Source organism: Providencia sp. PROV004 (genome assembly GCF_011045615.1).
GTDB lineage: Bacteria > Pseudomonadota > Gammaproteobacteria > Enterobacterales > Enterobacteriaceae > Providencia > Providencia rettgeri.
On record NZ_CP042859.1, the window covers coordinates 4,549,656 to 4,564,019 of the forward strand.

Here is a 14,364-nt window from a genome sequence, read left to right on the forward strand (position 1 = left end):
AATAATTAGTAACGTCGATTAAATCGTTTCCCATGAAATCATAAAAACTTGATTTTTCATAATAAAATTTATTACCTATCTATTTTCCTAAAAATAAGATCTCGCTCATAAATCAATCAAATGTTTTGAGTTCAGTCACAGATAACAAAACAGATCTTTGACACCTCAATAACTGCTTATTAACATCCGTCTTGTATACAAGTTGAATTCAATATAAATACAATAAGGTTGATTACCTCGACAAACCAATAAAAAGGTAACTCTATGTCACATAATGATTCTGTTGTAACACCAGCAACGAAAGACTCACCAGGGCGTTTACGTTGGGGATTAGCAGCAATATTTTTTATTATCGGTTTGATTGCGTATATGGATCGCGCCAATATTTCCATTGTGGCCGAACATATGATGACCGATTTAGGAATGAGCAAAGTTCAATTTGGCTTTTTGGGTGCGTTATTTTCTCTTGGCTATGCACTAGCCCAAATCCCAAGCGGGATACTTGCAGAGCGGTTTGGTAGCAGACTAATCGCAACCATCAGCCTATATATTTGGTCTGCATTTACCATCTTAACTGTCGTGGCTCCTACCTATATTTGGCTATGTATCGTACGCTTCCTATTCGGCGTTGGGGAAGCGCCGCTCTACCCTGCAAATGCCGTTTTTAATACATGGTGGTTTCGCCAAAATGAAAAGGCACGAGCCGCTAGCTTCTTACTTGCCGGTTCCTATTTTGGGCCTGTGATTGCCCCCACTCTTACCGTATTTATTATGATTTCATTCGGGTGGCATGCCGTTTTCTATATATTTGGTGTGATTGGCATTCTTATCGGCATGGTTTGGTATTTTTTTGCCAGAAATAAGCCTGAGCAACACCCTAAAATTTCTCAAAGTGAAATCGCATTCATCCATGAAGGCCGAACAATTAGTGAGCAAGGCGGTACTGATGTTAAAGCCCCTTGGCGCAAATTTATGAAAGAACGTCCTTTCTGGGCTGTTGGCTTCCAATATTTTTTTGTTGCCTATATGACCACCTTATTCATGATTTGGTTACCCACCTACTTACAAGAAGCTCGAGGCTTTTCATTAACCCAAATGGGCGTAGCCGCCAGTTTTCCTTGGTTAGCAATTTGTATCGCAGTACTCACTGCAGGCTCAATTTCTGATTGGTTACTCAACAAAGGGTACTCGCAGTTAGTCGCTAGGGGCTATATCGCGATTGCCGGTTTTATTCTATTTATCGTGGGGATTTGCGGCGCAGCTCAAACTGAAAGTGCCATCGCTAGTGTTGCATGGCTAACCCTTGCGCTCGGCTCTCTAGGATTACCAGTTGTGACCTCTTGGGCAATCGCAGCAGATAAAGGCCGCCAATATGCTGGCTCGGTCAGTGGATGGATGAACTTGTGGGGTAATCTCGGTGGTGTTATTTCCCCTATTTTATGTGGCTGGCTTGCACAGCATTTTGGCTGGACCGTCGCTTTACTTTTCAATGTGATACCTATCAGTTTAGCGATTGTTTGCTGGTTTTTCATTCAGCCTGATAAACCTTTAGCTGCTGCCGTTAATCCTGACTAATTTTTACCCAAAACACATTATATTCAATAAATAAAGGTGTCCTTATGTTTACATTAAATCCTCGAGTTGCCTGTTTTAGCCCAGAAGTTATCGAAAGTTGCCGTGATGTTTGCCCGTCAACTATTGGACACATGACCGACTTCGGTTTTCTAAAAACATTACGCCCACAAATTGAACAGTGCCAATTTATTGGTAATGCTGTAACTGTACGTATTCCGCATATGGATTCATCTGCTGTACATAAGGTTTTCGACATCGTGCAAGAAGGCGATGTTGTCTGTATCGATATGTCTGGGGATTATGATCGTGCTTGTTGGGGCGAAATGGTTTCTTACATGGCACGGGCAAAGAAAATTGCCGGCGCAGTTATTGATGGTTGTGTCACTGATATCAAAGCATTACGTGAGATTGGTGTTCCTATTTATGCACGTAAAGTGAGCCCGTTGACGACGCGAATCTTAGGTATTGAAGGCGCAATTAATGTGCCAATTAGTATAGATGGCGTAACGATTCATCCCGGTAATTTAATCATCGCAGATGGTGATGGCATTTTAGTCGCCGATGAAGTTACTCTGCAAGAATATCGTCAACGAGCCCTTAATGCTCAACATGCTGAAATTGATGTTAAAAAGCGCATTGATGCTGGTGAAACATTAGCGGCGATTTCAGGTGCAGCTAAATTTTTTGAATAAGGAGACTCCATGAAAATTGCAATTGCTCAGCTTGCCAGTAGCCCAGATAAAGCTCTAAATTTAAAAAAAGCCTGTGACGCTATACAAAAAGCTGCTCAAGGCGGTGCCGACCTCGTCCTATTGCCGGAAATGTTCATGGCATTTGTTCCTGCAGATAGCGGTATTAGCTATGCCGATGTCGCAGAGCCTGTTGATGGCCCTTTTGTCTCCGAGTTGACAAAAACCGCTAAACAATGCGGTATTTATGTGACTTGTGGAATTTATGAAAGTGCCCCGAATGAGCCGAAAAGAGCATTCAACACGACAATTATGTTGAACCGCCAAGGTGAGCTTATCTATCATTACCAAAAAACCCACCTGTATGATGCCTTTTCATATCAGGAATCCCTCAACATTATTCAAAGTAATAATGCGTTAAAACCTGTGGAAACTGAATTTGGCAAAATTGGCGTTTTAGTCTGTTATGAGTTGCGTTTCCCAGAAGTTGCTCGAAAACTAACCTTAGCTGGCGCAGACCTTATACTCGTTCCCACAGCATGGGTAAGTGGGCCACTTAAAGAGGAGCATTACCAAACATTAGTTAAAGCACGCGCTTTGGAGAACACAATTCCTGTCTGCGCATGTGACCAAACTGGTAATATTTTTATTGGCCGCAGCCTTGTTTGTGATGCGCTTGGCGTAACCATTGCCTCTGCTGGCTACGATGAAACACTATTTTTTGCTGAAATATCAACGCAGCATACCGCAGAAACACGAGAAAAATTACCTTGCATGCAAAACCGGCGCCCTGAGCTGTATTAGTCTAAAAAACTGGCAAGGATGCTGGTTTATTCAACAAGTTAAGTTCAATTACCCACCAAAATTTAACAGCACCCTAAATAATATAAAACTAGTGCATTACTTGTATACCAGCCTATTCCTTTCTATACTCACTAAAATTTCTATTATTAACACAAGATCCTGATGAAAGATAAACCACTAAGCCAACAAGCCTATACCGCAATTAAGCATAAAATTCTCAGTAAGCAATTTGGAGAGGAAAGTTATACCTCTGAAAATAGCTTAGTTGAGGAACTCGGTATGAGTCGCACCCCAATTCGCGAAGCCTTATATCAATTGCAAAATGAAGGCTTAGTCAAAATTATCCCTCGAAAAGGTGTTTTTATTCAGAAACTATCGTTAAAAGAGACTCGAGATAATTATGATTTACGCTTAGCAATTGAGTCACATGCAATTAAATTAGTGCGTGAATATTTAACTAATGAGCATTTTTCTATTTTAGAGACCATTATTGAGCGGCAAAATGAATTATTGAAGGAAAATGACTATCAAGGTTGGATAAAAGAAGATGAACGATTCCACCGTTTCTTCTTAGAATTACTGGATAACTCAGTTTTCTTAGATTTAGCGGACAATATTCGCCAGCGAGTATATTTTCAGCCCGACCCTATTTATCGCAATGAATATTATTATGAATCTACACGCCAACATCAGCAATTGGTTGAGCAACTCAAAGCAAAAGAATTTACCCTTGCGGAAGAAACGCTGACTGAGCATATTTTACGCGGTAAACGTAATTATGTTTAATGTTAAAACTAACAAAAAAGAGAAAACCAAATTTATGGTTTTCTCTTAAATTGAATGTTATTTATAACGATTTATCTTAGCTAGATTTGGCTTCTTTCAGTGCTGCGTCTTTATCATGGTGATAATGGAACGTAAATTGGAATATTATTGCCAATACAACAGTATAAGAAGCAAAAACTAACCAAATCATTTGCCAATCTTTAATACCATCCACGGTGTAATAGTCGACAACCAATCCACTTAGTATCGCACCAAAATAGGCCCCAACACCGTTAACCATTGTCATAAATAAGCCTTGGGCACTCGCACGCATACGCGTATCTACTTCTCTTTCAATAAATATAGAGCCTGAAATATTAAAGAAATCAAATGCGCAGCCATAAACAATCATCGACATGATCAAGAACATCAAACCAATGGCTGATGGGTCGCCAAACGCAAAGAAACCAAAGCGTAGTGTCCAAGCGAACATACTTAATAACATGACTGTTTTAATGCCATAGCGTTTCAAGAAAAATGGAATTGCTAAGATAAAACACACTTCAGCCATCTGAGAGATCGATAATAATATCGATGGATACTGTACCACCAAACTATCTTGGTATAACGGGTTCAGCCCGAAGTCGTGCAAGAATGGGTTACCAAATGTATTCGTGATTTGTAAAACAGCGCCAAGTAACATAGCGAATAAGAAAAATACCGCCATAATAGGCTTTTTAAATAACACCAAAGCATCTAAACCTAGCTTACTGATCCAACTACTTGAAATCGCTTTTTTATTGACTTCAATTTTTGGCAAAGTTAGTGAATAAAGCGCTAAAAGCAATGAACAACCACCTGCAATATAAAGCTGCATACTACTTAGCTCAAATTTCAATAAGCTAATGCTCCACATTGCAACAATAAAGCCTACCGTACCAAACACACGAATAGGTGGAAAGTTACTCACTGAATCGAGCTGATATTGGCTTAATGATGAATAACTGATGCTATTTGAGAGTGCAATTGTTGGCATAAAGGCCATTGCATTAATTAACATCACCCAGAACATGATAGTTGAACTTGTGACTGTTGCGGCATAAAACAATGCAGCAGCCCCAATCAAATGGCAAATCATATATAAACGATTTGCTGGAATGTATTTATCTGCAATGATTCCGATAAGCCCGGGCATTAAAATAGCAGCAATACCCTTTGAGCTATACACCATACCGACTTCTGCACCTGAAAAACTCAATGTTTTCATCATGTACGAGCCGAGTGTAACTAACCAACTTCCCCAAACAAAATATTGCAGGAAAAGCATGATTTTCAAGCGGGATTTAATATTCATACAAGGCTCCGTTTGGAGTTATATTTATTTGTTTTTATTTTCAACTCAGCAATGGTAACACCCATAAGGATGACAGCAACACCAACAAACTGAATGAATTCAAGAGGTAAATGCAATACCGTTACGGATAATAAAATCGTGACAGGTAACTGCATTGAGCTAACAATGGTCGCTAAACTGGTACCGATCAGTGGAGTACCTTTGGCAAACATCCACATACCGAAGAAAGAACCAAAGAAAGCCAGAGGTAATCCGTATGAGAAAAATAGAGATTGAAACGTTGAAGCGCTCAATAAGAATGTTGGCGGAACAACAATTGATGTCAAAATTGCGCCCCCTGTTACCATAATTGCAGAACGCATCATAGGATCTGTTTTAACCGCTAATGCTCCACTGACGTAAACACGAATAGCGTTCGATAATGCTGCACATAATCCTAATAGCACACCAAGCCAGTGAAACACGATCCCTGAACTGTTTAACAAACCTGTCGCTAATACTGTTCCAATTAATATCACCACAACTGACACCATGGTCATTACGGGAGGAATTTTGCGGTCAATAAATGCGTTAATTGCAACCCCCATCCATGTAAATTGCAAAAAGAGTACGACACCAAGTGCAGGGGATAAATATTGCAATGATGCATAATACAAAAGCCCGGTTAACCCGGTTGTCGTCCCAGTGAGTAACATTAATAGGCCTTGCCGACGTGTTGGCCATACTAGACGTGCTTTTTTAACTAATACGCCTGCGACAACAAAAAACCACAGTAAAATCGCACCTAATACCGTTTGGCTACCGATGACATCATTCAAGGAATACCCTGCGCGGTAGGCCAACACGACGAGTGTTGAAAGGATGCCATAACTACAAGCGCCTAAAGAAACTAAAATTAGACCTTTAAATTTCATTTCAATATTCACCTTATTTAGTGTCATGGACATCTTTATATTAGTTTGAGAAAAAGAACCTAAAAAATTAGAAGCGTTCGATCACGCCTGTCACTAATTTCAAGAAGGTCGCTTTAACTTTTTCAGCTGTTTCAATAACTTCGTCATGACTAAGTGGCTGTTCTAAAATACCGCAAGCCATATTGGTTAAGCAGGAAATGCCCACTGTTTTAATTTGTGAATGATGAGCGACCAGAGCTTCTGGTACGGTAGACATACCAACAGCATCTGCGCCTAAGGTTCTGATCATACGAATTTCGGCAGGTGTTTCATAAGTTGGGCCTGTCCACCATGCATAAACACCTTCACGGACAGAAACACCTTGTTCAGCCGCTACATTCTTGATTGTTTGGCGTAATTCTTTGTTATACACCTCACTGACATCCAAGAAACGCACCCCTAATTCAGGGTTATTTGGCCCCATCAGTGGGTTATTTGCAGTTAAATTAATATGATCGGTAATAATCATCAGATCACCTGGGTTGAAGTCGGTATTTACCGCACCGCAGGCATTGGTGATAATCAATTTTTCAACACCCAACGCTTTCATCAAACGCACAGGGAAAGTGACTTGGTCAAGGGTAAAGCCTTCGTAATAGTGGAAACGGCCTTTCATGGCAACCACATTTTTACCTGCGATGGTGCCGATCACCAATTCATTGGCATGCCCTACCGCTTCAGATTTAGCAAAGTGTGGAATTTCGCTATAAGGAATATGCACTGCATTTTCTAATGTATCCGCAAACGGACCGAGTCCTGAACCCAGAATAATGCCCACTGTTGGTTTAATATCTGTGCGAGACTGAATAAAGCTTAAGCTTTCTAGAATATCTTTTGTATGATGCATGGTTGTTGTCTCCAAATTGACATCGACTAAAAATTGTTAAAATTGATCATAAAGCAATTTAGAAACAGAACAGCGATCTTAATCTCATTTTAATAAAAAGTATTTCGATATGATGTGTCACAGGAAGCAGAATCTTATGCGTATATTTGCTAATCTTTATCGATAGAGTCGGAATGAAAAGGAGTGAGGCGCTTGTTACATACACTATTAAATGAATTTCGCACCTCAAAAAATTCAAAAACACAAAAACTCAAAACGCTTTACCGATTAATTTTAAACCATGGTCCCATTAGGGCAGAGACGTTGACATCACTGGCTAGCATGAAACCAGCAACTTGTGCTCGGTTACTCGACGAACTGGGGAGAAATCACTTAATTTCGACTTCTGAGCTCGGAGAGTCGACCGGTGGCCGCAAACCAATCCTCTATAACATTAATGCTGCAGATGGTTATCTTGTTGGCATTGAAATGAGTGATATATATTCAACGATTGTTTTACAAAACCTAAAATTGGATATTTTAGGTATGGTAAAAGTGAAATATGAGCACCTAGAAACCGCAGAAAATATGGTGGATCATCTGCTCAACAGATTAGATATTTTATTAGCTGAACATGGACTTAGCGTAGAAAGCTTGTTGGGTATCGGCATCGCCATCGACCATATTTTAGAACGTGATAAACTGCCATATCATCAATACCACGCAAGAATAAAAGAACTTCACGACTACATTTCCAGTAAAGTTCCTTGTTTTGTGTTACTCGGAAGTGGGATTAGTTTTGCGGCTTTTGCTGAGTATCGCTTGCGCTATACCTCTGATAGCCAAAGATTTTTATTCACAACCTGTGATACTGATATTCGCAGTTGCACCATCATCAATAACCAATACGCTCCGGCCCCCATTAGTACAGCTCAAGCCTTTGGCCATACAACGATTGATATTAATGGCCAGCGCTGTGAATGTGGGTCATTTGGCTGTTTAAAGCAATATAGTTCACTGTCTGCGATTAAGGCACGAGTAATCCAGCAACTCAGGTTGGGTAAAAGTTCAATAATCAATGAATTAGTTAATAATGAGTCTGAAATTAGCTACCATACTATTTTCCAAGCTCTCACATTGGACGATGCCCTGTGCCTCGAAGCGCTTGGTGAAGCGGCCTATTATTATGGTATCGCCATCGCTAATGCTATTTTAACGACTCAAGCCGATGTGGTGGTGTGCGGCGGCACCCTGACACCTAAAAATCACTTTTTTGAGATGACCAAAAAGTCGATTGAAGAAAAACTCGCTATTTTCCCCCATATTAAGACACGCATTTATCCCGCCAATGATTCATATGAAATCGTTGCTCAGGGTGCTGGTGGAATGGTAATGGAGAAGTACCTTGCTGATTAAGCGGTTCTTTCATTAAAACAGATAGAGTGTAGAATAAATCAACAAACCTATACTCTATCACTATTAATGAGGGGATCATGTTAGAATTTGAACACATCAGTAACACGGCGAAATCACTGGTACTACAGCAACTTAATTCTCAATCTCCTCTTGTTCATTGCATGACAAACGATGTTGTTCAGACCTTCACTGCCAATGTCCTATTAGCACTCGGCTGTTCCCCAGCCATGGTGATTGAACCCGAAGAAGCTGAGCAGTTTGCCGCTATCGCACATGGCTTACTAATTAATGTGGGCACATTAACGACAGAGCGTCGATATGCGATGAAATGTGCGGTTAACAGTGCAAATCAAGCACAAAAACCTTGGGTACTTGACCCTGTCGCTGCAGGTGCGCTCAGCTTTCGTACCCATTTTTGCCATGAATTGTTGACACTCAAACCTGCCGCTATTCGCGGTAATGCTTCTGAAATTATGGCGTTAGCAGGAAGCAGTGCAGGTGGCAGAGGCGTTGATTCCCTTAACTCCACTGATGATGCACTCCCCGCGGCACAATTATTAGCGAGACAAGCTAAGACTATTGTTGCGATAAGCGGTGAAGTGGATTACATCACCGATGGAACACGCACCTTTGCGGTGACTGGCGGCCATATTTTAATGACTCGGGTGGTCGGTACGGGATGCGCTCTTTCTGCGGTGGTTGCTGCATGTTGTGCTCTACCTGGTGATAGGCTGCAAAATGTTGCCGCTGCTTGCGCTATCATGAAGCAAGCCGGAGAAACCGCAACCCAGCGCTGCCATGGGACAGGTAGTTTTATCCCTGAATTTTTAGATGCGCTTTATCAATAGTTTTGTTGTGATCGGTAACTTTGTTATTTTCGGTAATTTAGTAGTAATGAAAACTTGGCATAGCACACTAAAGCCGAGTTTTCTTTCCTCTTATTTTTCTTGACCAATGACGAAAGTTATCTCTAAAACGAATAAAGCGATAAACACAATTTTTGCTATCGGGTTCAATATCGTAAAAACGCTGTAATGCAATTAAATCATTCGCTTTGCAAATAGCAAAATTACCATAATCTGATAAATCAATAACCTTTAGCCCCACATTGGTTACAACAAAGTTTCCTGCATGGATGTCATTAGAAGATAAACCATAGTTATGTAATTGGTTAATGACAGACTTCATTTCTGCATAGTAAGGCGTAATATCATCCAGTTCAGATAAAACCGTTCCTTCCACATATTCCGCAATAATCCATGTTTCTACTGACTCACGACCGACCATTTTTTCAGCAACGAAATAGATGTCATTGGTTACCATACAACCTTTATTTTGAGCAGAGACTAATCGCATTAATAACTGTGAATAAAAAGGTCCTGAAATAATACGCATCAACCGTTTTTCAATACGCTTATCCCGTTCTTTTTCACATTTAATAATATAGTTTTGCCCATCTACATGAATACGAGCAACACTTCTCTCAATATTTCCGCTACCTAAATTTTTACCCGAGATCTTCCCATCAATATAATCATTAACAATTTGCCAAAAATCTATCTCACCTTCTTTTTGATAGGTGATAAAACCGTCTCTTTGTTTTTTTATTATGTTCTGCATAGCAAAATAGCCAATTTTTAATCAATTGACGGATGCTAGCAAATGGCAAACGACATTTCTTAGCGATTGTTGCAAAATGGCGTCTAAAAATAGGTAAGTTGTGCGATATACCTCAAAATTGGTAAGGTTTTAGAAAAGCTGTACGGCTCTATCTATGAGAGCAGGTCACCATAGTGCCAACCTACTCTCATAAAAACCGCTTAGTCGTTACCAAATAAATCGCGGGTATAGACTTTCTCTGCCACATCTTCCAGCTCAGGCACCATCCGGTTGGCTAAAATAATGTCGCTTTCTGCTTTGAAAGTCTCTAAGTCACGAATAACTTTAGAGCGGAAAAATTCATTTTCTTTTAAAACAGGCTCATACACCACCACTTCGATACCCTTGGCTTTGATGCGTTTCATCACACCCTGTACCGCAGAGGCGCGGAAATTATCAGAGCCAGCCTTCATCACTAAGCGATAAACACCGACTTTACGTGGTGCTTTAGCAATAATCGCATCGGAAATAAAGTCTTTGCGGGTACGGTTCGATTCCACAATGGCGTTAATCAAGTTATTTGGCACATCATCGTAGTTAGCTAACAGTTGTTTGGTATCTTTTGGTAAACAATAACCACCGTAACCGAATGATGGGTTGTTATAATGGCTGCCAATACGTGGGTCTAAAGAGACCCCTTCAATAATTTGGCGTGCATTTAGACCGCGGCTTTCTGCATAGGTGTCGAGCTCATTAAAGTATGCCACACGCATCGCTAAATAGGTGTTGGCAAACAGCTTAATGGCTTCGGCTTCGGTGCCATCCGTAAATAACACGGGAACGTCTTTTTTAATCGCACCTTCAAGCAGTAAATCCGCAAAAATTTTCGCGCGCTCTGAACGCTCTCCTACCACGATACGGGACGGGTGCAAGTTATCCCACAAAGCGCGGCCTTCACGTAAAAATTCAGGGGAGAAAATCACGTTGGTATAACCAAATTCTTCACGTAAACGCGCGGTAAAGCCCACCGGAATAGTGGATTTTACGATGATCGTCGCTTGTGGGTTAATTTCATTCACATCATGAATAACAGACTCAACCGATCTAGTATTGAAGTAATTGGTTTTTGGGTCATAGTCAGTTGGTGTAGCCACAATCACGTACTGAGCGCCTGTGTAGGCCTCTGTTTTATCTTCTGTAGCGCGAAAATTGAGCGTCTTTTCCGTTAAAAACTGCTCAATTTCTGCATCAACAATCGGTGATTGATGGTTGTTTAACATCGCCACTTTTTCAGGGATGATGTCCACGGCGACCACTTCGTGGTGTTGTGACAGCAACATGGCGTTAGATAAGCCGACGTAACCGGTTCCTGCGATTGCTATTTTCAAACTTGCCTCTCAAATCCTGCTAAAGATGTTACAGCTTATTGATATTATTGGTGGTAATAAGAACGATACCAATCCACAAATGCCTGAACACCCTGCTCAATAGAAACTTGTGGGCGATAACCAGTCACATTAAACAAGTCTTCTGTATCCGCCCAAGTGGTGTATACATCACCCGCTTGCATAGGTAAAAAGTTTTTAATCGCTTCTTTACCCAGTGCTTTTTCCAGTGCAGAAATAAATTCAATCAATTTAACGGGTTGACCATTACCAATATTATAGATTCGATATGGCGCGCTGCTTTCTGCCGGTGATGCCGAAGGGTTATTCGGGTTTGCTTGTGGAATTATATCTGAAATACGGATCACACCTTCGACAATATCATCAACAAAAGTGAAATCACGACTGAGATTGCCGTTATTATAGACATCGATAGGCTCGCCCGCCAAAATAGCTTTCGTAAACTTGAATAAAGCCATGTCTGGGCGCCCCCATGGGCCGTAAACCGTAAAGAAGCGCAACCCAGTCGTTGGAAGCTGGTATAAATGCGAGTAGGAGTGCGCCATTAATTCATTAGCTTTCTTCGTTGCCGCATACAGTGAAATAGGGTGATCGGTTGCCATGTCCGTGGTAAATGGCGTCTTATCGGTCACTCCGTACACCGAACTTGAAGAGGCATAGACCAAATGCTTCACTTTTGCTTGGCGACAGCCTTCTAAAATAGCGAGGTGACCAGTCAAATTACTGTCTGCATAAGCAAATGGGTTTTCCAATGAGTAACGGACCCCCGCTTGTGCTGCTAGGTGAATGACTCGGTCAAATTGCTCTTGGGTACACAATACCCGAACGGTTTCACGGTCAGTGAGGTCAAGATGAATAAAGCGAAATAAAGGGAACTGCTCCAATAAATGTAAACGGGATTGTTTAAGCCCTTGATCATAATATGCATTTAAGTTATCAATCCCAACAACTTCATGTCCGTCCTCTAATAAACGCTGGCAAAGCTTAAAACCAATAAAACCCGCACTTCCCGTGACCAAATATTTCATATTCATTGTCTTCTAGCGTTAAACCATTCTTAAGCTCTGAATGAGCACCAAATTTCACAGAAAAAATACCTAAAATTAAGACAAAAATAATAACGAATGGTTTTGTTATTAAAACAAGAAAGCCTAAAAAAATAATAAATTTTAAGAAAGTATTAATATTTTAGGTAGGAAATAACAAAAAAGAGGGGATCAGCCGTAAATATCTACGGCTGATAATAACATACTATTGCATATCACCTTTATTGGCGTTAGCCGCTTCTAAAGTTCCATAAACATAGTTACGGTAGCTATCAAGTAACTTTTGGTCTTCACAATCATTCAGCTTGCCATCACATAAGTGACGCATTTTGATGTTAGCCTCATAAAATGGGGATATTTTTAAATTCGCTCTTTCCAATAAAATACCACCTAAGAAGGAAATATCGGTTAGCTGGCCCGTTTTGATCACCGTCCCTGATTTTAAATTATCCCGTAAGGTAAATTGTGTTAAGTAAGCGGGAGATGAAAATGAAGAATTATACTGATTTAAACTAATGCCTGGCTGATGGTCACCAAAATATAAAAACATCAACGGGCGCTCACGTTTTTCAATAAAGTCTGCAAAATTGCGTATTGATGCATCTGAAGTGGCGATTTTGTCCATATAATGGCTAAATTCACCCGCAGCATCAGGGTTTTTAATTTTGTCTTTTATGCCATAGTCATCACTATGACTCTCTTTATAAGGGCCATGTTCATACATGGTAAGAGAGAAAATAAATACAGGTTTATCTGTTTCTTGAGCTAAGATTTCTTTCACGTATTTCAGCATATCATCGGTGCTGATCGTCCATAAGTTATCTTGTAGTTTTCCTGGGTAGCCAAGTTCTTGTGGTTGAATAATTCTATCAACCCCAAGCGTTTCATAGGCATGGCCTGAATGGTATGCACCTTTATTAAAAGGAGTAAGTACCACAGTATAATAACCGTTGGCCTTCATTTCTTTGAATAAGCTATTTTTAAGGTGGTCAACGATAAAATAAAATACACCGCTTTTTTGCGCACCGAAATCATCGCTATTTAAGCCAGTTAAGGCGGAGAATTCAGATAACCAAGTTCCCCCTCCAAAAGTTTGTACCCGCATCTGACTATGCGCACTTACGCCATTATCTTGCTGGAACATAAATAAATCGGGAAGCTTGGTTCCTTCAGGTAAATCATAAATATGTGGGTCAACAGTAGATTCTTGTAGTAATAAAACGATGTCTGGCTTTTCTGATACCACATTATTTTCTAAGGAGACAGCAGCTGCTTTTTTTACAAAGTAATCAGCTGAACCTGCAAATTCAGGAGACTGATAACTCGCATTTTGTGCTGACATAATAATATTGGTCACTGTCCCTCGGCCTTTTGGCAACGTCTGAGACCATCTGTCATAATAATGTGAGCTTGTGAAGTTAATACTAAAATAACCTGCAACAATAAGAACGACACCAATAACGCGAGTAATCTTTGATTTACTTGGTTTGACCAACCGCCAGCTAATAACCCCATTAATGACTAATAATATAAGCAACCCGACCAATGCGACACCCGCTAACCAATAATGACCCAAGGTCCCCATATTGGAAGTGTCCGTCATGATATTGATATCACTAAAGAAGAGTTGTTCTTTGTAATAATGAACTTTTAACTGGTTCAGGAATTTAATGATGATAAATAATGTACTGGTAATAATCACAGAAAATAACCAGCGGGCTGTTAGCACCATTAAAATACCGAATAAAACGGCATATACACTGACCGATATGAGTGCAGGATAAATTACACTACCTTTTTCAAAGACTAAGAAAAGGGAGCCAATAAAGATCAATGCCAGATAAAAGCCTGCAAATAACTTTTTCTTCATTAGTTTTACCACAAGTTTAATATTGGAGGTTGCTATGAAGCACTACTATAACGGATTAAAA

The 14,364-nt window shown here is 40.2% G+C and carries 13 protein-coding genes; 6 read left to right on the forward strand and 7 right to left on the reverse strand.

Features of this window, described 5'->3' with window-relative positions; translation table 11 throughout:
- The first annotated feature begins 264 nt into the window (after positions 1 to 264).
- The 4 genes from FVA69_RS21105 to FVA69_RS21120 all read left to right on the forward strand — a co-directional run bounded on the left by FVA69_RS21105 (position 265) and on the right by FVA69_RS21120 (position 3,854).
- Positions 265 to 1,575 (forward strand): MFS transporter, encoded by a 1,311-nt coding sequence (locus FVA69_RS21105; RefSeq protein ID WP_109912527.1) that lies wholly within the window; start codon positions 265 to 267, stop codon positions 1,573 to 1,575.
- Between the two features lie 44 nt (positions 1,576 to 1,619).
- The gene (locus FVA69_RS21110) at positions 1,620 to 2,267 is read left to right on the forward strand and encodes an RraA family protein (RefSeq protein ID WP_004906874.1); all 648 of its coding nucleotides are present in this window, start codon (positions 1,620 to 1,622) and stop codon (positions 2,265 to 2,267) included.
- 9 nt (positions 2,268 to 2,276) lie between these two features.
- Positions 2,277 to 3,068, forward strand: coding sequence for a carbon-nitrogen hydrolase family protein (locus FVA69_RS21115; protein WP_164529302.1), 792 nt, complete (start codon positions 2,277 to 2,279; stop codon positions 3,066 to 3,068).
- A 162-nt stretch (positions 3,069 to 3,230) separates the two neighbouring features.
- On the forward strand, positions 3,231 to 3,854 hold the full coding sequence (locus FVA69_RS21120; RefSeq protein WP_109912529.1) for a GntR family transcriptional regulator: 624 nt from the start codon (positions 3,231 to 3,233) through the stop codon (positions 3,852 to 3,854).
- Positions 3,855 to 3,930: 76 nt separating this feature from the next.
- Here FVA69_RS21120 and FVA69_RS21125 read toward each other — a convergent pair whose 3' ends face one another.
- The 3 genes from FVA69_RS21125 to FVA69_RS21135 form a co-directional block, all read right to left on the reverse strand.
- Positions 3,931 to 5,187, reverse strand: a complete 1,257-nt coding sequence (locus tag FVA69_RS21125; protein WP_109912530.1) for a nucleoside permease — start codon at positions 5,185 to 5,187, stop codon at positions 3,931 to 3,933.
- Positions 5,184 to 6,101 (reverse strand): DMT family transporter, encoded by a 918-nt coding sequence (locus tag FVA69_RS21790; protein WP_004906867.1) that lies wholly within the window; start codon positions 6,099 to 6,101, stop codon positions 5,184 to 5,186. Before FVA69_RS21790 ends, FVA69_RS21125 begins: the two co-directional genes overlap by 4 nt.
- Positions 6,102 to 6,168: 67 nt before the next feature.
- On the reverse strand, positions 6,169 to 6,987 hold the full coding sequence (locus tag FVA69_RS21135) for a purine-nucleoside phosphorylase (protein WP_004906865.1): 819 nt from the start codon (positions 6,985 to 6,987) through the stop codon (positions 6,169 to 6,171).
- Positions 6,988 to 7,308: 321 nt separating this feature from the next.
- On the opposite strand from FVA69_RS21135, the gene FVA69_RS21140 reads away from it, so the two are divergent.
- Both FVA69_RS21140 and thiM read left to right on the forward strand, forming a co-directional pair.
- Positions 7,309 to 8,382, forward strand: a complete 1,074-nt coding sequence (locus tag FVA69_RS21140) for an ROK family protein (protein WP_227024238.1) — start codon at positions 7,309 to 7,311, stop codon at positions 8,380 to 8,382.
- Between the two features lie 77 nt (positions 8,383 to 8,459).
- Positions 8,460 to 9,230 (forward strand): hydroxyethylthiazole kinase, encoded by a 771-nt coding sequence (gene thiM, locus FVA69_RS21145; RefSeq protein WP_004906861.1) that lies wholly within the window; start codon positions 8,460 to 8,462, stop codon positions 9,228 to 9,230.
- Between the two features lie 67 nt (positions 9,231 to 9,297).
- Here thiM and FVA69_RS21150 read toward each other — a convergent pair whose 3' ends face one another.
- The 4 genes from FVA69_RS21150 to FVA69_RS21165 form a co-directional block, all read right to left on the reverse strand.
- Positions 9,298 to 10,002 (reverse strand): lipopolysaccharide core heptose(II) kinase RfaY, encoded by a 705-nt coding sequence (locus FVA69_RS21150; RefSeq protein ID WP_115168219.1) that lies wholly within the window; start codon positions 10,000 to 10,002, stop codon positions 9,298 to 9,300.
- Positions 10,003 to 10,202: 200 nt separating this feature from the next.
- Positions 10,203 to 11,369 carry a nucleotide sugar dehydrogenase gene (locus tag FVA69_RS21155; protein ID WP_004906857.1) on the reverse strand — a complete coding sequence of 389 codons (1,167 nt, stop codon included), beginning with the start codon at positions 11,367 to 11,369 and terminating at the stop codon, positions 10,203 to 10,205.
- Positions 11,370 to 11,413: 44 nt separating this feature from the next.
- On the reverse strand, positions 11,414 to 12,415 hold the full coding sequence (locus tag FVA69_RS21160; protein ID WP_004906856.1) for an NAD-dependent epimerase: 1,002 nt from the start codon (positions 12,413 to 12,415) through the stop codon (positions 11,414 to 11,416).
- A gap of 223 nt (positions 12,416 to 12,638) precedes the next feature.
- Complete coding sequence (locus FVA69_RS21165; RefSeq protein ID WP_164529303.1) at positions 12,639 to 14,303, reverse strand: LTA synthase family protein; 1,665 nt, start codon at positions 14,301 to 14,303, stop codon at positions 12,639 to 12,641.
- Between the last annotated feature and the right edge of the window lie 61 nt (positions 14,304 to 14,364).

Excerpts from the sequence above, each read along its gene's own strand:
- FVA69_RS21150 (WP_115168219.1), bottom strand. The coding sequence starts at position 10,002 with ATGCAGAACATAATAAAAAAACAAAGAGACGGTTTTATCACCTATCAA.
- FVA69_RS21135 (WP_004906865.1), bottom strand. The coding sequence starts at position 6,987 with ATGCATCATACAAAAGATATTCTAGAAAGCTTAAGCTTTATTCAGTCT.
- FVA69_RS21120 (WP_109912529.1), top strand. The coding sequence starts at position 3,231 with ATGAAAGATAAACCACTAAGCCAACAAGCCTATACCGCAATTAAGCAT.
- FVA69_RS21110 (WP_004906874.1), top strand. The coding sequence starts at position 1,620 with ATGTTTACATTAAATCCTCGAGTTGCCTGTTTTAGCCCAGAAGTTATC.
- FVA69_RS21165 (WP_164529303.1), bottom strand. The coding sequence starts at position 14,303 with ATGAAGAAAAAGTTATTTGCAGGCTTTTATCTGGCATTGATCTTTATT.
- FVA69_RS21790 (WP_004906867.1), bottom strand. The coding sequence starts at position 6,101 with ATGAAATTTAAAGGTCTAATTTTAGTTTCTTTAGGCGCTTGTAGTTAT.
- thiM (WP_004906861.1), top strand. The coding sequence starts at position 8,460 with ATGTTAGAATTTGAACACATCAGTAACACGGCGAAATCACTGGTACTA.
- FVA69_RS21160 (WP_004906856.1), bottom strand. The coding sequence starts at position 12,415 with ATGAAATATTTGGTCACGGGAAGTGCGGGTTTTATTGGTTTTAAGCTT.
- FVA69_RS21125 (WP_109912530.1), bottom strand. The coding sequence starts at position 5,187 with ATGAATATTAAATCCCGCTTGAAAATCATGCTTTTCCTGCAATATTTT.
- FVA69_RS21140 (WP_227024238.1), top strand. The coding sequence starts at position 7,309 with ATGAAACCAGCAACTTGTGCTCGGTTACTCGACGAACTGGGGAGAAAT.
- FVA69_RS21115 (WP_164529302.1), top strand. The coding sequence starts at position 2,277 with ATGAAAATTGCAATTGCTCAGCTTGCCAGTAGCCCAGATAAAGCTCTA.
- FVA69_RS21105 (WP_109912527.1), top strand. The coding sequence starts at position 265 with ATGTCACATAATGATTCTGTTGTAACACCAGCAACGAAAGACTCACCA.